Genomic DNA, 18,113 nt, shown 5'->3' on the forward strand with positions numbered 1-18,113 from the left:
ACGTTATGAAAGGGGTCAATTATGTAACACGCGACGGCGATTGTCTGGATTTGATCTGTTACCGACATTACGGGCAGAGCTCAGGAACCGTGGAAAAGGTGCTCGGTGCAAACACCGGGCTAGCCGGGCTAGGTGCTATCTACCCGGCTGGCATCGAAATTTTCCTGCCAGAGTTACCCAAGCCTAAGACCAAGCATGTGATTAATATTTGGGATTAACTATGAAGCAACAACCCTATTTTTCTATCAAAGCAAACGGCAATGAAGTCACTCAAAGCCTTAAAGATCGGATTGTTGAAGTTAGTGTCACACAGCGAACCGGGCTGCTCAGTGATGTATGTGTCGTGCGCTTCGACAACCTGGAGGAGTTACCAATTCAACTGCCCGAGCCCGGTAACATACTTGAAATCGCATTGGGCTATAAAGATGGCACGCCTGACAACCATGTCGCACTGACGCCGGTAGGAAAGTTTGATGTGGGCGCTTACGAACTCAGCGGTCCTGCGCGGGCACTCACCTTATATGGCAACAGCATCATGTGGGATGCCGACTTTAAGTCGCCAAGGTATCGCTCCTGGCCTGAGCAGGGTAATGATACACCGGTCACTCTGGGCGAGCTGGTGGAGCAAATAGCGTCAGAGTATGGCTTGCAAAGTGGTGTGGATGACACGTTGCAGAGTATTAGTTTGCCTCATTTGGAGCAAAGTGAAAGTGACATGCAGTTGCTTACTCGCCTTGCCCTGCGTTATGACGCAGTAATGAAAGTGGCTGCAGATAAACTGCTTTTCGTTGCCAAAGGGACTGGACGGTCTTTGTCCGGACAAACCGTGACATCAGCGACTTTGGGGAAAAACCACATCATCCACTGGTCCCGGGTCAGCAATCATTGTCATTTAGTGGGGGCGGTTCAGAGCTGCTATCATGATCCGGAGCAGGCACTGCGGATCGCAGTTCAGGCAGGGGGTGGGGCACCTGTGATCACATTACCTTACCTGTATCCGGATGAAGCCAGCGCCCAGGCGGCAGCACATAGTCAACTGACACGCCTTCAACGTGCTCATGGCGCCGTAAAGCTGACGGTACCAGGCAACCCAGACATAGTTGCCGGGGCATTAATTTCGGTTGATAAAACGGTCGATCATCTTGAAGGTGAATGGTTTATCAAAGAAGTCACACATCAGCTGACGTCACAGGGCTTTATGACTCAAGTTACAGCTGAGCAACCCAGTTAATCCCGCCTTTGCATCTGCCTGATGTGAATAAGTCCTTTCCTTTTTCCTTTCAATACATCATTTGGCGCTGTTATGCGCCAAATGATGTCCTGCCATCTGGCTCGACAAAGACAACGTATTTATCGGGCTATCTGAGCAATTTGCATATCACTTAATACATACGAAGGATGCGTGAATAAGCTGAGCTGTTTGAATCCCAAGGTTCACATGCCGCTGTAGAGTCATAAGTTAGACTCACTGCCTGGCCGCTCGCTTTTTTGGCCAGCAGCATAGAGTACATGCGGTTACGTCTTTCTTCGGTCAACCCGGAGCTGATAGCCAGCGTAGGGGATTTAGTTGTGCATTTGTTATTTAAGTTGCTTGTACCAGCTTGTAGCGTGACCAAAATGGTATTGGTATTTGCGTAAACCACAATCGTATCTATGCTTCCACCAGCAGTCAACCAGGCCGCCTGTGCCTGCCCTGCGATTAACATTGCGCAGCCTAAAATGAGTTTTTTCACTTTGTTTCCTTATGCTTATTATTGAGTTATCCAATATTGTATATATAAAAGGTAAATGAAACTAGGCTTTTGTTTTTGATAATTAGGTTAACGCGTTTGAGGTGACAGTCAGAGGGGTTAAAACAACTCGATGTCAGTGGTGTTTGTACCGGTAGGTTGCTCATTTAGGATATCGATGAGGCTTGCCAGTTGTTGCTCAATCTCTTTACCGGACTCTAATTTGGTGCCCGCAGAGGATCGAGCAGCTTGTATAAGGGTAATGAGCTGTTGCTCGGCTTCCTCTGACAACTCATTGTCGATACTCATGCTGGAAAATAAGGTATCGAGCTGCACTTCAAGATCGTCAATCAGCGTGACAATGCCCGTTTTAATGTCTGTATTTTGCGCCTTAAATTGGATAATGGTCTGGCGCAACTGCTGCTCCAATAACACCTTGTTGACGCATTGCTCCACACCATCCATTACGTAAGCGAGATAATCCCGCATAGTGCCCACTTTGTCGGCATGCACTGGCATGTTTTTAACCAGTAAAGAGGCATGACGCCAGTTAAATGCCGCCCTGTGCTTGCCAAAGGCCATGATCCTGCCAGCGCCTTGCAATGATTCCAACAATGCTGCATCGATATTCTTGGTTATCCCGTCGTCAAAAAAGCAGGGGTTGTTTTTTTGATCGCGAATAATCAACGAGCACTTCAGGCCAAACCCTCGGGTGAGCTTGAAAACGGCCTGAGCGAGATGAGGCAAATCACCACATTGAAAACTATCCCGATAAAACCCCATCACATAACCGAGCGACGATAAATCCGACAGTGCTTTAACCGCGACTTCCTCTGCATTGCCCGGATGGGCTTTGTGTGCTTTGAGCAGCACAGAGATTTTCTTGAGTAGCTCCTGCTCATCTACTGGTTTGGCAATAAAGTCGTTACCGCCCGCATCATAGGCCTTTAAGCGCTCTTCCAATGAATTCAGATTAGAAAAAAACAAAATGGGCATAGTGTGACCAGCAAGCCTGATTTTATAGGCAGCCTCATAGCCGTTCATACGGGGCATCTGAATGTCCATTAAAATCAGATCAGGCGGACATGAATCGACCAGTTTAAGTGCGGTTTCGCCGTCCTTTGCAACCTCTGTATGATAGTGTGATGACAGCATATGTGTGTGGTATTCAACAACAAACTCGTCATCATCAACGATCAGTATGGTCTCCATTCAGTTCACCTGTTTAGTTTACTTCGCGCTGGCTGACAGCTTAATTACACTGCTATTTCTCTCGTCAGCCCCCAAGTTCTCAAATCAAGACTAGAATACAAAAAGAAACTTTACCAATGACCTAATGGACGGGGCACGAAGTGAAATTTTTGTTGTTAGTACTCACATTTGCACTGATTGTCGGGTGTTCTGATGCGCCGCGTACCCAGCTTAGGGTAGGGTTCAATTTGTGGCCGGGCTATGAGACCCTCTATTTGGCCAAGCAAAAGGGCCTGCTGGCAGATAACATTGAGTTGGTAGAGTTACTGTCTGCCACTGACACCATGGATGCGTTTCGGCATGGCCGTATTGAAGTAGCTGCACTGACGCTGGATGAAGCACTGCTTCTGGTGTCTGAGGGTATTGCGCTCAAAATCGTATTGATTATGGATGTCTCAAATGGGGCTGATGCGGTCGTTGCCAGAGCACCGATTGCTGAATTAGCACAACTCAAAGGAAAGCGTATCGCTTACGAGCAAACGGCCGTAGGTGCGCTGATGCTGCATGAAACACTGGATGCTGCGCATTTGACGATGGCTGACATTGAAGCGGTGCACTTACCTGTGAACCAGCACCTTCGGGCCTTTCAGTCACATGAGGTCGATGCCGTCGTGACGTTTGAGCCGGTCACAACTCAGTTGGTCAATCAGGCGCATCATATTATTTTTGATAGTGCGCAAATTCCGGGCAAAATTGTTGATGTGTTGGTGGTTCGGACCGCACAGCTCTCTCATCATTTTGATGCCCTACAAACACTTATTTCTGCTCAGTTTTCAGCCCTCGCTTTTATAAAAGGTAATCCTGAAACAGCTGCGCAATTGATGTCTCCCAGACTTGGATTACAGCCCAATGAACTATTGGCAGCACTTGATGGGATAGCATTGGCCGATATGCCTACCAATCGTGACTTGTTGGTGGGTACAGGCACACTCCCTCCCTTGCAAGTTACTGCTGACCAGCTGCTAGCTGTTTTACTCGAGCATAATATGATTGCACAAATTAACGATGTCGATGATTTGGTTGACGCGAGGTTTGTGACTCAATGAGACGCCCGGGTGTGCCAACGTCCCTGGCATTTTGGGTACCTGTGGGGATATTAGTGCTTTGCTTCGCAGTACTGAGCCTGAGCACTATGGTTATTTATACGGGGAGTCGGGATGCAGCTCAATCAAGCCACAAATCACATGCTAATTACCTGCTACTGACATTGAAACGTCATGTCGAAGTGAACCTGAGTTCGAATAAAGCTGAGGAAATTCGGCATGATTTATCTATTATCGGCACGGTTCCGGAAGTTGCAAACATTGCGGTAGCTGATGAGGCGGGGAAAATATTATTCAGCAACCAGTTTGCTGATATAGGCAAATCGTTACAAGACGTGGCCAGTCACCACACCGGTCAGGCGTTTAAAATCGCGCTGACTAACAACATGCCGTCAATGGTGTTCTCGGCGGACCATAACACACTTGAAGCGTTGCAAAGCTTTGCCTTGCCCTCTGACACTGAGATTCGTTCTACCCGTCGTGGGTTGATTTACTTAGATTATAATCTGGCATTGAGTGAGCAAATGCTGTGGCGCAATATTCGCCTGAATCTGGCGTTGATGTGGGCAGGCTGTGGTGGGTTGATCTTAATGGTGATGGTACTGTTAAGGAAAGGCGTTATTGCGCCATTGGGGGAGCTGGCCAGACAGGCGACTTTACTTGCAGATGGCACTTATACACATCAGAGCGTACGTTATGGGTTTAAAGAAATTGCAACGCTGACAGAGACATTTAACTGGGCTTCCAGTGCTATTAGTGAGCACATTGCACAATTGGACAAAAATAAGTGCGAGCTTGAATCCAGAGTCAAGTTACGCACTGCGGAATTGCAAAGTGCCAACCTGAATTATGAGCAGGCACAAAAAATGGCTCGTCTCGGTCGCTGGGAGCTCGAATTGGAAAGTGGTTTGGTACATTTATCTCAAGAGGCCTACGATATCATTGGAGCGTCACCCGCACAGCCTGTGACGTTAAGTACATTGTTTGGCCACACAGATGTTGTATCTGAGCCTGCGTTACAGGCTATTTTTGATAAGCAGCAACAGCACCATGACTTTAATTATGAGCTGCAAAGCGACGACGCATGCCGTTTCATTCGACTCGTCGCTGAGCGATGTGAAGACAGTAATACCGGACACTACAAAATGGTCGGTATTGTTCAGGACATATCGGAGCAGATGCACAAAGAGCTGTCGCTGATAGAAAATCAGGCGATGACGCGGGCCATCATAGATACAGCTGCGGATGCCATTATAGTGATTAATATGCAAGGAGAAGTACAGGAGTTTAGCCCGGCGGCGGTGGAGATGTTTGGCTATGCGCCTGATGAAGTATTGGGTAAAAATCTGCGAATGTTGATGCCTGAGCCCTATCGAAGTAGCCATGATCAGTATATGCAAAATTACTTTGATACCGGCGTAAAAAAAGTCATCGATAATAAGCGTGAAGTGACAGCACGCAATAAAAGTGGCCGGTGCTTTCCCATCGACCTGGCTGTTGCCGAAACTAAGGTGGGAGAGGCTAATTATTTCACTGCCATTATACGTGATATTACGGAACGTAAAGAGGCAGAGCAAAGGCTCCTGGAAGCGATGCAGGCCGCTCAAAGTGCGACCCGTGCGAAGTCGGAGTTTCTCGCCAACATGTCTCATGAAATTCGCACCCCTATGCATGCGATAACTGGATTAACGCATCTGGCACTCAAAATGGATGCGCCTCCCAAAATGCATAACTATCTGAAAAAGATACGTTATGCAGCAGATAACCTGCTGGTACTTCTGAATGACATTTTGGACATTTCTAAGATAGAGGCAGGTAAACTGAGTGTGGAGTCTGTTCCGTTTGGTTTGCAGACTTTGATTGAGCATGTCTGTGGTTTGATTGCGGCCCGGGTTGACGAGAAACAACTGAGCTTTGAGGTAAAGCAAGACCCTCAACTGCCTGAAGTCCTTATGGGGGATGCGCTCAGGCTCAGTCAGGTATTGCTAAATTTGCTCAGTAACGCAATCAAATTCACCCCCCATTTTGGCCGTATCACCCTGCAATTGACTGCAAAAGCGTCGACAAAATCCAATGCTCAGATACTATTCTGCGTGTCTGATACCGGCATCGGTATTTCACCGAGTCAGCTGCAAACTTTGTTTGCCCCGTTTACTCAGGCTGACGCTTCTACCACCCGACAATATGGAGGGACTGGCCTGGGTCTGGCGATCAGTAAAAACCTGGTGAAACTCATGGGGGGCAGGGTTTGGTGTGAGAGTAGCGAAGGAGAAGGTGCACGTTTCTTTGTCGAGATTACATTTCCAGTTGGTGAGACTGCAACAGAACCGGGCGTACAAATCGGTGCCAAAATTGAGCCTGGGGCAGTATCAGCAGTACTTGAAAGGGCAACTGTGTTATTGGTGGAAGATAATGATATTAATCGGGAAATCGCACAGGAGATACTAACTGATGTGGGTATGCAGGTGTTCACGGCGGAACACGGAGAGGAAGCGCTGGAGCGGGTACGTGAAGCGGATGTTGATTTGATTCTAATGGACTGTCAGATGCCCGTGATGGATGGATACACCGCGACCCGGGAGATTAGAAAAATACCGACTTATCGCCAGGTGCCAATTATTGCCCTGACGGCGAATGTGATGCACCATGATTTGCAAGAGATAAAAGCGTGTGGCATGGACGATCACATCGCCAAACCAATTAATGTTGAGCTGGCTTATCAAAAGATTTACCAATGGCTGTGTCGTCAATCCCAGCTAAGTATGCCTGAGGGGCTCGTTGTTATGGAGCCTGTGAAGCCTTACTCGATCGTAACCGAGCCGATGGCATCACATGAAAGTGCAGAGAGTGATTTGCTTGATATGGCGCAGGGTCTTAAGCATGTTAATGGCAACAGAGACTTTTATCGTAAAATGTCCGATAAGTTTATTGTGGCACAAAGCACGTTTTGCACGCGCCTTGAACAAAGCTTGCAGGAGAAAGATATTGAAGCGGCTGCCAGAATGGCACACACATTGAAAGGACAAGCTGGATACCTTGGGTTGTTGCGCTGTGCTGAGCTTGCGGCGCAGCTGGAGCAGTCAATTACGCAACAAACATCGCAGCAGGCGAGTTTGCTTGAGGCGCTGGATGCCGTTTTGGCACGTTCTTGCCAGATGCTAAAAGCCGCATTGGCAGAGCCTGATGTGTGAATTTTAATTTTAGACGGCTAAACATCTAGAAGTTGAAATTTATTCCCATTGCTTCATAATGTCGCTGGAAAGTGGATCGCGCTACGGAGATCCAGTCACTGAGGGGAATACCATGCCAATCACAGTAACCGACGATTTACCTGCCATCAGCCATTTACGCCATGAGAATGTTTTTGTGATGCCGCAAAGTCGCGCCAGCACGCAGGAGATCCGGCCAATGCGGCTGGCCATACTCAATCTGATGCCGAATAAAGTAGAAACTGAAGTACAGTTTATTCGCCTGTTGGCGAATTCGCCGCTTCAGGTTAATGTTGATCTGTTGCGCCTGGATACTCACCGTAGTTCAGAAAATTCTGAGCAACACCTCAATATGTTTTATCGCTACTTCTCCGATGTAAGAAAAGAAAACTATGATGCGCTGATTGTCACAGGTGCGCCACTTGCGCACCTTGAGTACGAAGACGTGACCTATTGGGAAGAGTTACAGGCATTCTTCGACTGGGCCGAGCATCATGTAACGTCGACCCTGTTCTCCTGCTGGGCAGCGCATGCAGGCTTGTTCCACCATCACGGCCTGAAACGTGAGTTGAAAAAAGACAAACTATGTGGGGTGTTTCGTCATCAGTGTTACTTTGAACACGGCGCTTTGACGCGCGGGTTTGACGATGAATTTTTGGTACCCCACTCACGCTATGGACATATTGAGGCCAGTCAAATTGATGCGTGTGAGGAGCTGGTGACGCTGGCGGGGTCCGAGCGAGTTGGCGCTTATTTAATTAAAAATGTGTCGGGTAGCCAGGTTTATATTACTGGACACCCTGAATATGATGCCGATACCCTCAGTAAAGAGTATTTCCGCGATTGCGAAAAAGGCCCGGATGCGCCGAAGCCGGAGAACTACTTTCCAAAAGATGACGCGTCTGCAAAGCCATCCAAGACATGGCAAAGCCATGCTTTTTTGTTATTCTCCAACTGGTTAAACTACTATGTTTACCAGACTACTCCGTACGATATTAATCTGGTTAGCCAGGATGTTAGGACTAACAATTATGCCGAATAAACATATCACCACTGCGGCCGACGGCGCAGCCATTGCTGAGGCGCTAAAAACGGCCATGCAACAGCGTATTTTGATCCTCGATGGGGCCATGGGCACCATGATTCAAAAACATAAGTTTGAGGAAGAGGACTATCGGGGCGAGCGCTTTAAAGACTGGCATGTATTGATCAAAGGTAACAATGACCTGCTCAGCCTGACTCAACCTGAGGTGATCCGTCAGATCCACCGCGAATATCTTGAAGCGGGTGCGGACATTATTGAAACGAATACTTTTAATGCCACCACCATTTCGATGGAAGACTATGACATGGCCAGCCTGAGCCGTGAGATCAACGTCGAATCGGCCCGGCTTGCACGCGCAGTATGTGATGAGTTCACTGCTAAAGACCCTGGTAAGCCGCGTTATGTGGCCGGTGTTTTGGGGCCGACTTCAAAAACCTGCTCTATTTCACCTGATGTGAACGATCCGGGTTATCGGAATGTGTCGTTTGATCAGCTGGTGGAAGCGTATATTGAATCTACGGAAGCCTTGATTGAAGGCGGCGCGGATCTGATCCTGATTGAAACCATCTTCGACACGCTTAACGCCAAAGCGGCAGCGTACGGGGTGGAAGAAGCGTTTGAGCGAACCGGTATCACTTTGCCGGTGATGATCTCCGGTACTATCACGGATGCGTCGGGGCGTACTCTGTCGGGCCAGACAACCGAAGCGTTTTACAACTCTATTCGTCATATTAAACCTATCTCTATTGGTTTGAATTGTGCGCTGGGTCCCGACTTGTTACGTGCTTATGTCGAGGAATTGTCGCGGGTATGCGAAACCTACACGTCCGTGCACCCTAACGCCGGCTTGCCGAATGAATTTGGTGAGTATGATCTCGAAGCCGATGACATGGCAAAGGAAATCATCGACTGGGGTAAAGAAGGCTTTATCAATATCGTCGGTGGCTGCTGTGGTACCACGCCTGAACATATTAGCGCCTTTGTAAATGGACTCAAGCAGGTCGCGCCGCGTACCTTACCTGAGCTTGAAGTCAGAATGCGCTTGGCGGGCCTTGAAGCCTGTAATCTTAATTAGGAAGTACTGATATGACGCAATCTACAGCCATTTTTACCAACGTCGGTGAAAGAACCAATGTTACCGGCTCGGCGCGTTTTAAGCGTTTGATCCTGGAAGAAGATTACGAAACAGCACTTGATGTGGCGCGCAGCCAGGTCGAGAACGGCGCCCAGGTGATCGACATCAATATGGATGAAGCGATGCTGGACTCTAAGGCCGCCATGGTTAAGTTTTTGAACCTGATTGCCTCGGAGCCGGATATTTCCCGTGTGCCAATCATGGTTGACTCATCCAAATGGGAAGTGATTGAAGCGGGCCTGAAGTGTATTCAGGGTAAGGCTATTGTTAACTCCATCTCGCTGAAAGAGGGCCGTGAGCCGTTTGAGCGCCAGGCGAAAATCATTAAGCGCTTTGGCGCGGCAGTGGTGGTCATGGCATTTGACGAAACGGGCCAGGCCGAAACGGCCGACCGCAAGTTTGAGATCTGTGAGCGCTCTTATCGCATTTTGGTGGATGAATTGGGCTTCCCGCCTGAAGACATTATTTTTGACCCCAATATCTTTGCTGTTGCGACCGGTATTGAAGAGCACGACAATTATGCGGTCGAGTTTATTGAAGGCACGCGACGTATCAAGCAGAACCTGCTGCACTGTAAAGTGTCGGGCGGGGTGTCGAACGTGTCTTTCTCATTTCGGGGCAATAACCCGGTGCGTGAGGCCATTCACTCGGTATTTCTGTACCACGCCATTCAGGCCGGTATGGATATGGGGATAGTGAATGCAGGTCAGTTGACGGTATACGATGATATTCCGGATGAACTGCGCAAAGCCGTTGAAGACGTGGTCCTCAACACTGACCCCGGCGCCGGTGAGCGTCTGGTAGAGATAGCGCCAAATTACTCAGGAATGGCACAGGCTGAGAAAGCGGAAGATCAGGAATGGCGTAGTTGGCCTGTGGCCAAACGCCTGGAGCATGCGCTGGTTAAAGGCATTACTGAATTTATTGAAGAAGACACCGAAGCTTGTCGTCAGCAGTTTGATAAACCCATTGAAGTGATTGAAGGTCCTTTGATGGACGGCATGAATGTGGTCGGCGACTTATTTGGTGCCGGTAAAATGTTCCTGCCTCAGGTGGTTAAATCTGCACGCGTGATGAAGCGAGCGGTGGCCTATCTAGACCCTTATATTGAGGCTGAGAAGCAGGCCGGCTCAAGCAACGGTAAGATCATCATGGCCACGGTCAAGGGCGATGTTCATGACATAGGTAAAAACATTGTCGGTGTGGTGCTGCAGTGTAATAACTACGAAGTTGTAGATTTAGGCGTGATGGTGCCGGCAGAAAAAATCCTGCAAACGGCCATTGATGAAAATGCCGATGCTATAGGTTTGTCGGGTTTGATCACGCCTTCGCTGGACGAAATGGTGCACGTGGCGAAAGAGATGACGCGTCGTGGTTTTGAGATCCCATTGCTTATTGGCGGTGCAACCACGTCGAAGGCACATACCGCGGTGAAGATTGAGCCGCAGTATGATAAAGGCGTCGTTTATGTGAATAATGCCAGCCGTGCGGTTGGTGTGGTTTCCAGCCTGCTTAGTGCTACACAAAAGCCGGTATTTTTGGAAAAAACCGCCAGTGAATACGTCAAGGTACGTGAACAACAGGCGCGTAAAAAGCCTCGTTCCAAGCCGGTGACGCTGGCGCGTGCACGTGACAACGCCGTTAAGCTGGACTGGGACAATTACACCCCGCCTGTGCCTAAAAAGCTCGGTATTACCGAGTTTAAAGATGTCAGTATTGCCACTTTACGTGAATACATAGACTGGACGCCGTTTTTCATGACCTGGACACTGGCGGGCAAATATCCGCGTATTCTGGAAGATGAAGTCGTGGGTGAAGAAGCGAAGAAACTCTTTGCCGATGCAAACGCCATGCTAGATGAGTTAACCGCCAAAGGCAGCTTGCAACCACTGGGTGTGATTGGTCTGTTTCCGGCCAACCGGGTAGGGGATGACATAGAAATTTATCGTGATGAAAGTCGTGAGGAAGTCCTTCTAAGATCTTGCCAGCTACGTCAGCAAACCGAGAAAACTGATTTTCCTAACTACTGTCTGGCTGATTATGTTGCACCAAAAGGCACGCCGGACTATTTTGGGGCGTTTGCCGTTACGGGGGGTCTGGAAGAAGATGATCTGGCGGATGTATTCGAACAGCAGCAGGATGATTACAATAAGATCATGGTAAAAGCGGTTGCAGACCGCCTGGCTGAGGCTTTTGCAGAATACCTTCATGAACAGGTTCGTAAGCAGTATTGGGGTTTTGCCAGTGATGAAAACCTCAGTAATGAGCAGCTGATCCGTGAGAATTATCAGGGGATCCGACCTGCGCCTGGCTATCCTGCTTGCCCAGAGCACACCGAGAAAGACAAGATCTGGCAATTACTGGATGTGGAAAACCGTATCGGTATGAAACTGACCAGCTCATATGCCATGTGGCCCGGTGCTGCGGTATCTGGCTGGTATTTCTCCCACCCAGACTCCAAGTATTTTGCGGTAGCGGCTATCCAGCAAGATCAGGTTGAAGACTATGCCAAACGCAGCAATATGACGTTGGCTGAAGCCGAACGCTGGTTGTCACCTAACTTAGGATACGAGCCACAATAGTGGACAATAAAAAGTAAGGGCCGATAGGTCCTTACTTTTAGCCAAAAAAACAACCGTTTTTCTTGCATTTTTTTTATTATTTCGTTATTATTGCTCTCTTGCTTTAAATAATCTCTTATTTAAAGCGTCATAGAAGTAATGCCCTCTTGCCTTGATCCAGTAAGCCCGCATTAAAAATTAAGAAGTAGAGCTTATTATAGTCAGGCGATATACCACTGCAGTTACCCCACCGGGGTCGTTGTGAATGCAGCTATTAAGATCGCCAGTACCATTTCCTTTTAAGCGCGCGTCGGTTTGTTGACTCCAAAGTGTCGAAAAATTGATCGCAGATTTTTTCAGGTATGGTATCAAACTGTCATAAAGCTCGTTTATTGTTTAAAGCGATAGCCGACAGGCTGCGCATTATAAAAGTGAGTTTTATTATGTCTTATACATACAACGGAACAGAGATCCGTGTTGAGCAACCAATTCGCTCAATTTCGGTCAACAAATCAAAAGTCGTTTTTGCTGATGGCTCAGGCCGCAAACAAACGCAATTTTCAAGTGGCAGCGAAGCGCGTCACTTTATCAATTGGTTGACTCGTGTCTGCTAAGTAATACCGCAGCACCAATCAATACCGAACGCCGAGGTGACTGATAAGTTACGTCGGCGTTTTGCTTTTTATACATTGCGCTGATGCGCGTTGTGGTGTATTTTTTCGTAGTTTTCACGGGGACATTGCCGTGAATGCATCAATCGTGTGAAAACATTATAATAACGAAAAAGGAAGCCAACAATGGATTCGACTTCTACTCCTTCCGCTGCCGAACCTGGCAGTCAAACCGCTCCATCTCAATTGCAATTTACCGGTAATGCCAAAGAGTATTTTGGTATTTGGATTGTCAATATCCTACTGACGTTGCTGACATTGGGTATTTATTCGGCCTGGGCAACGGTGCGTACTAGGCAATACTTTTACGGTCATACCGTACTGGACGGACATCGCTTTGATTATCTGGCTACGCCGATTCAGATCCTAAAAGGCCGTTTGCTCGCTGTTGGCCTGTTTGTTATCTACAGTGTGGTGTCTGGCTATTTTCCACTTGTGGGCGCGATGATGGCATTTGCACTGGTATTTCTGGTGCCCTGGATGATCAATCAGGGGCTTAAATTCAGCATGCGCATGACCCGTTACCGCAATATTCGCTTTGCCTTCAAAGGCAATTTGGGCGAGGCGATGGTGAACTTTGTGGTGCTACCATTTGTCAGTATTTTTACCTTGTATCTTTTGATGCCCTGGGTGCTCAAGCGCATTGATGCGTATATTCACAGCAATATTCGATACGGCGATAAGCCAGTACAAGTACAGTTAGAGGGCAAAGAATACTATGTAGCTGCATTATTGGTGATATTACTGGGCATCCTTGTGATGATGTTGCTGGGTCTTGCATTCAGTCTGGTAGGTGGTATCAACATTAACCCTGATGAACTGGGCACGGTCAATTTTGGCGTGTTTCTGATTGTGCCTCTGTATTTGTTTGTGATTTCTGCATTACAAGGCATCTACCAGGCGCAGATCCGCAATCATATTCTGAACAACGCACAAATAGAAGACGTGGCTGAATTCGAATCGAATTTAGCGCCTCAGCGCTATGCGCTTATTCTGGCAACTAACGCAGCTGCGATTGTGCTGACTGCCGGCCTGGCCTTCCCCTGGGCGAAAGTACGTAAAGTCAAAGCTCTGGCCGGAGCAACTCAGGTTATGTTATTGCCTGGTGCAGATCAGGTGTTGGATAATGCGCAGCAGGCTGATTCCTCTTTTGCTGAGGAAGCCGCGAATGTGTTTGACGTTGATATTTCGTTGACCTGATGATTAAGGGATATTTTTATCTGCCAAACAGCAGTCGGGTGCAGCAGAGCTACGCCCGACTGAGTGGTGAGCGCATTGCTATTTATGTTGATGATGAATGTGTGTGTGAAAGCATGCAAACGGCGCTTAATGTAGCTGCTCATCTGCCTGGGCAGGCCAGCGAATTGAACTTTGCTGATGGCGCACGCTTTGTGCCCCATGACGTTGCATATCGCTGGCCATTTCAACAACGCAAGAGCGGATTGCTGGCGCGGCTGGAAAGTAATCTGGTGCTGATCCTATGCGCGCTTTTCGCCACACCTGTACTGCTCTATGCTTTGTTGTTTAAGCTGGTCCCCAGCATTGCAGTGACTGCGGTAAAGGCCATGCCTGATGTGGTTGTTGAACAAATGGGTCAACAATCCATGGTGCTCATTGAGCGCACTATGTTATCGCCCAGTGAACTTTCAGCACAAGAGCAGCAAGCCGTTTTTACTTTATGGCACGACACTGTCTCTCAGCTTGGCCTGTCCGCAGAAAGGTATCGTATTGATGTGTATCGTTCGGATCATTTTGGCGCCAATGCCTTTGCTTTGCCCCATGGTCAGGTCGTGGTAACCGATGAGCTGGCGCGACGTCTGGCCGACCACCCTGACGCGCTCAGAGCGATTTTATTGCACGAAATTGGTCATGTAGAGCGCATGCATAGCGTGCGTCTGGCATCTCAGGCCGCCGTTGCCAGTATTGCGATTGCGATGCTGTTGGGGGATATGGACATAGTTGCTGAGGTGGTGCTTGGGTCGGGCAGTGCTTTGATGGATCTGCAGTTCTCACAAAATATGGAGTGGGAAGCTGACAACTATGCCTTGATGCAACTTGAGCGTCTGGGCTACAGTGGCGAAGACTTTGCACAGGCTCTGGAGTCACTGGTACCGCTTGATGAAGCGCAATCGCAAAGTTGGTTAAAGTACCTGTCTACTCACCCAAGCCTGCAAGAACGTATAGAACATGCCAGAAACCACACTACACCCTGATAGCCCGGTTAGATATGGGCTTCTGGTAAAGGGGACTGAGTGACATTGATTTACCCGCAAAACGTGTGTTTATTACTATATCTCTAAAGGCCTCAACGAGGCCTTTCATACCAATTTCACTTAATACCTGGTCTATTTGAAGGAGCAAATAGGACGCTAACAGCGTTAAAAATCTCTCATTTAGAACCTTATACCTTAGACATAGGTTCACAAATTTTTGCCTTGTTATCGACCCTATTTTCTCGCTTCAAAATAGATCACTTAATTAAGCAAATTGGTATTATTTTTCTGGCCCGGAATTGATTTGAGTTTCTTGTTGCACCAGAACCCCAGACTTTCAAATGACGTTTTTTTCTCTCTTGTAACTCTTTATTATTGTTTCAATAATTGCGATTTGTGCGCAGTTTTTACTGCATTGTATTGGTTTTTTGTTATTGTCAGGTTAACTTATGTTCGTGCCTTCCTGTATACTAAGGCACACTGTGCGTGATTTGTGTGCTGGGGAGGCAAATGAAGTTTTTGGTGTTGTTATTGCTCGTTGTGTCGCAATGTGCCAAAGCCCACAACCCTTTGGTTGTAGATATCATTAGCAGTGAGAACTTTTCTCAGCGTTATCAAGCATTTCTACAGGGGCGCTCGGTGCTTGATGTCACTGACTTTCGCCCAACCACACAGGGATCTCATATCGAGATCATCGAAATGGTGTTATTGCAACAAGCGCTGTTTCTAGGCGGTGAAACCCGTGAGGTGGTTTTCAATCCTAAGCCCTCAGTCAATATTCTTGAATTCACAGATATGGTTGCCGGAGAAAGCCTGATATTGGCACGTACCGTTTGGCATGAAGATGTCATTAATTATCGTGGCTCAGTGTATGTCAGTGATCCAGTCGTGAAATTCGGAGAGTATGAAGCCGGTATATATGTGGCAAAGCGCAATCAGGCGCTGCATCAGACCACCCAAGATGGACTGGAGCAACTGACGCTGGTGGCCAACCCTCGCTGGCGGGTAGACTGGCACGCCCTGACAAATAGCAACATGAATCTGGTGAGCTTTATCGGTCCCTGGGAAAGCATGCTGAACATGGTGGAAACTGACATCGTCGATGGCATGCTGGTCAATTTTAGTGTCAGCGAATCTTTGCAGTTAGTGTTTGAAGGCCGAGATTACGTGCCCATAGAAGGGGTAAAAATGGTGCTGCCTGATTCACGTCACTTTATCGTCAGCAAACGTCACCCCGAAGGGGCCCAGATTTTTGCTGCCCTGAACCGGGGCCTTAAAGAACTCAGACGTCGGGGGAGGATCCGCAAAGCGTTGACGGAGTCTGGCTTCATTAATCGTAAGGTACAAGATTGGGCCGTCATTAATCGTGCTATGCTGCCGCAGGAGTCCAGACCATGATCCGGCTCGGTGCGCCTTTAAGCTGGCTGTTATCTCTGTTGTTCAGTGTGTCTGTGACGGCCACTGAGCTCGCTTCGCCCGAGCAACTGGAAAAATCGCTGGCCGGGTTGAACGAAACACTCAAAAGTGATTTCGATCTGTCGCTGCTCCCTGAATTAAGAAAGTTGCGGCGCGATGCTCAGGCGATTGATGCACTGGAAATTGTCGCTCAAACCTTATTACTGGAGGGGCAGATCCGCCAGCAATACGGCGACTATCAGCAAAGCCTGGTGTTGCATAATGATGCATTACAGCTGGCTGTAGAGCGTCAGGATCTGGCGCTGATGGCGCAAAGCCGATTAGCCATTGCCAGATTAGAAATGGACCTTGAGCGCTATAACTATGCGCAACGTTCACTGGATGATGTACATCAGCTAATCGTTCAGCTGCATGACAAGTCTCAGGCAACACCGCATGTGGCTCACCGATTATTATTGGCACACAGACTATGGCAAGGCTACCTATATGTCTTGCTGGGGAGCTATCATCAGGCCGTTGCGGCCCTGCATACGGAAGATCTGGTGGTAACTGGCACGCCGGAACTCCTGGATAAACTGCTGCTGGTCAGGGCCTGGGCATTGCTAAAACTGGGCCGTTATCAACAGGCACAACCTATCCTTAATCAGGTTGCTCAAAGTAACATTCTCATTCGTAATCAGCGTATGCGGATCCGCTTTAACTTGCTGCAATCCATGGCCTGGTTGCAGGCCGGGGAGTTTCAAAAAACACTCGGTACGGCAATGCCTGCGTTAATGGAAACCTTTACAACCCGATTTTTAGAAGAGCAGGCTGATTTGCAGTTTGTGTTGTCTAATGCCTACGTCCAGCTGGGCGACTACCAGCAGGCGCATTTATATCTGAAGCGCTATGCCCTGAGCAAAGATGCACTTAACTTTCAAAAGCGCAACAATAAGTTGTTGCAACTGGAGTCGCAGTACGCGCTGGCAACACAAAAACAGCAGTTGAGTTTGCTGGAAAAAGACAATGCGATACAGGCACAAGAGATTTTCCGTCACCAGCAAATTTTGGAAAATACGCGCCTGGCGCAGCAGCGTGGCGCATTGTTGCTTATTCTGGCGTTGGCATTGTTGGGTTTCTTATATTGGCGTTGGCAGAACAAGCGTTATTTGTCTTTACTGGAAGAGCAAGTGAAGCAAAGAACGGCTGAGCTCGATGAGCGAAATCGTCGCCTACAAGCGCTCAGTTATTCAGACAGCCTGACGGGTTTGCACAACCGGCATTACTTTTTTAGCGCGGCAGACAAATTACTCGCGCAATCCCGGGATGTGTCGCAGAACACGATTTTTTGCCTGATAGACATCGACCATTTTAAACAGATCAATGACAGTTATGGTCATGCCATTGGTGATGTGGTGTTACAGCAATTTGCCGAGGTGGTCACGAGCCAGCTCAGGGCGCAGGATGAGTTGGTGCGTTGGGGCGGCGAAGAGTTTTTGCTGGTAATGCCTCAGACTGACATGACAACAGCACAACAGGTTGTTGAAAGGCTCCACAATGCAGTGGCGCAGTATGTGTTTAGTCACGATGATCAGCCGCTGAGCTGTACTTGCTCGATTGGTTTTGCAGCTTACCCCCTGCGTCTGGCTGATGCACAGCTTGCGAGCTGGGAGCAGGTGCTGGAACTGGCTGATAATTGTCTGTATCGTGCAAAGAATGGCGGGCGTAATGCCTGGGTAGGGCTGAAATTACCTGCTCAGCCACTGGCTATGACCTTTGAGCAACTGCAGCAAAATATGGAAACATTTACCGTCACCAGTACGCAGCTTGCGGGCTAGTGGTGGTGTTTTTTATATTTTT

General features: G+C 48.2%; 14 protein-coding genes. 12 read left to right on the forward strand and 2 right to left on the reverse strand.

The window, feature by feature from the left end; translation table 11 throughout:
* Nucleotides 1–5: 5 nt before the first annotated feature.
* Both CWC22_RS05800 and CWC22_RS05805 read left to right on the forward strand, forming a co-directional pair.
* Nucleotides 6–218, forward strand: coding sequence for a tail protein X (locus tag CWC22_RS05800; RefSeq protein WP_010385140.1), 213 nt, complete (start codon nucleotides 6–8; stop codon nucleotides 216–218).
* 2 nt (nucleotides 219–220) lie between these two features.
* Nucleotides 221–1,231 carry a phage late control D family protein gene (locus tag CWC22_RS05805; protein ID WP_138539412.1) on the forward strand — a complete coding sequence of 337 codons (1,011 nt, stop codon included), beginning with the start codon at nucleotides 221–223 and terminating at the stop codon, nucleotides 1,229–1,231.
* A gap of 151 nt (nucleotides 1,232–1,382) precedes the next feature.
* Here CWC22_RS05805 and CWC22_RS05810 read toward each other — a convergent pair whose 3' ends face one another.
* Nucleotides 1,383–1,733 carry a hypothetical protein gene (locus tag CWC22_RS05810; protein ID WP_125562324.1) on the reverse strand — a complete coding sequence of 117 codons (351 nt, stop codon included), beginning with the start codon at nucleotides 1,731–1,733 and terminating at the stop codon, nucleotides 1,383–1,385.
* A 117-nt stretch (nucleotides 1,734–1,850) separates the two neighbouring features.
* The gene (locus tag CWC22_RS05815; RefSeq protein WP_138539411.1) at nucleotides 1,851–2,942 is read right to left on the reverse strand and encodes a response regulator transcription factor; all 1,092 of its coding nucleotides are present in this window, start codon (nucleotides 2,940–2,942) and stop codon (nucleotides 1,851–1,853) included.
* 140 nt (nucleotides 2,943–3,082) lie between these two features.
* Here CWC22_RS05815 and CWC22_RS05820 point away from each other — a divergent pair, with 140 nt between their 5' ends.
* The 10 genes from CWC22_RS05820 (at nucleotide 3,083) to CWC22_RS05865 (ending at nucleotide 18,091) form a co-directional block, all read left to right on the forward strand.
* Nucleotides 3,083–4,027: an ABC transporter substrate-binding protein gene (locus CWC22_RS05820; RefSeq protein WP_138539410.1), complete on the forward strand. Its 945-nt coding sequence runs from the start codon at nucleotides 3,083–3,085 to the stop codon at nucleotides 4,025–4,027.
* Entirely contained in the window at nucleotides 4,024–7,215 is a 3,192-nt protein-coding gene (locus CWC22_RS05825; protein WP_138539409.1) for a hybrid sensor histidine kinase/response regulator, read from the forward strand. Before CWC22_RS05820 ends, CWC22_RS05825 begins: the two co-directional genes overlap by 4 nt.
* A gap of 112 nt (nucleotides 7,216–7,327) precedes the next feature.
* Nucleotides 7,328–8,275, forward strand: a complete 948-nt coding sequence (locus tag CWC22_RS05830; RefSeq protein WP_125562332.1) for a homoserine O-succinyltransferase — start codon at nucleotides 7,328–7,330, stop codon at nucleotides 8,273–8,275.
* A 55-nt stretch (nucleotides 8,276–8,330) separates the two neighbouring features.
* Nucleotides 8,331–9,353 carry a homocysteine S-methyltransferase family protein gene (locus CWC22_RS05835; protein WP_230090649.1) on the forward strand — a complete coding sequence of 341 codons (1,023 nt, stop codon included), beginning with the start codon at nucleotides 8,331–8,333 and terminating at the stop codon, nucleotides 9,351–9,353.
* Nucleotides 9,354–9,364: 11 nt separating this feature from the next.
* A complete protein-coding gene (metH, locus tag CWC22_RS05840; RefSeq protein WP_138539408.1) occupies nucleotides 9,365–11,995 on the forward strand; it encodes a methionine synthase in 2,631 nt (876 codons plus the stop codon).
* Nucleotides 11,996–12,417: 422 nt separating this feature from the next.
* A complete protein-coding gene (locus CWC22_RS05845; protein ID WP_164487836.1) occupies nucleotides 12,418–12,588 on the forward strand; it encodes a hypothetical protein in 171 nt (56 codons plus the stop codon).
* A gap of 183 nt (nucleotides 12,589–12,771) precedes the next feature.
* Entirely contained in the window at nucleotides 12,772–13,845 is a 1,074-nt protein-coding gene (locus tag CWC22_RS05850) for a YjgN family protein (protein ID WP_138539407.1), read from the forward strand.
* Nucleotides 13,845–14,858, forward strand: coding sequence for a M48 family metallopeptidase (locus CWC22_RS05855; RefSeq protein WP_138539406.1), 1,014 nt, complete (start codon nucleotides 13,845–13,847; stop codon nucleotides 14,856–14,858). The genes CWC22_RS05850 and CWC22_RS05855 overlap by 1 nt, the downstream gene beginning before the upstream one ends.
* Before the next feature lie 510 nt (nucleotides 14,859–15,368).
* Nucleotides 15,369–16,256, forward strand: coding sequence for a hypothetical protein (locus CWC22_RS05860; RefSeq protein ID WP_138539405.1), 888 nt, complete (start codon nucleotides 15,369–15,371; stop codon nucleotides 16,254–16,256).
* Nucleotides 16,253–18,091 (forward strand): GGDEF domain-containing protein, encoded by a 1,839-nt coding sequence (locus CWC22_RS05865; protein WP_138539404.1) that lies wholly within the window; start codon nucleotides 16,253–16,255, stop codon nucleotides 18,089–18,091. The genes CWC22_RS05860 and CWC22_RS05865 overlap by 4 nt, the downstream gene beginning before the upstream one ends.
* Nucleotides 18,092–18,113: the final 22 nt, after the last annotated feature.

This window comes from Pseudoalteromonas rubra (assembly GCF_005886805.2).
Taxonomy (GTDB): Bacteria; Pseudomonadota; Gammaproteobacteria; order Enterobacterales; family Alteromonadaceae; genus Pseudoalteromonas; species Pseudoalteromonas rubra_D.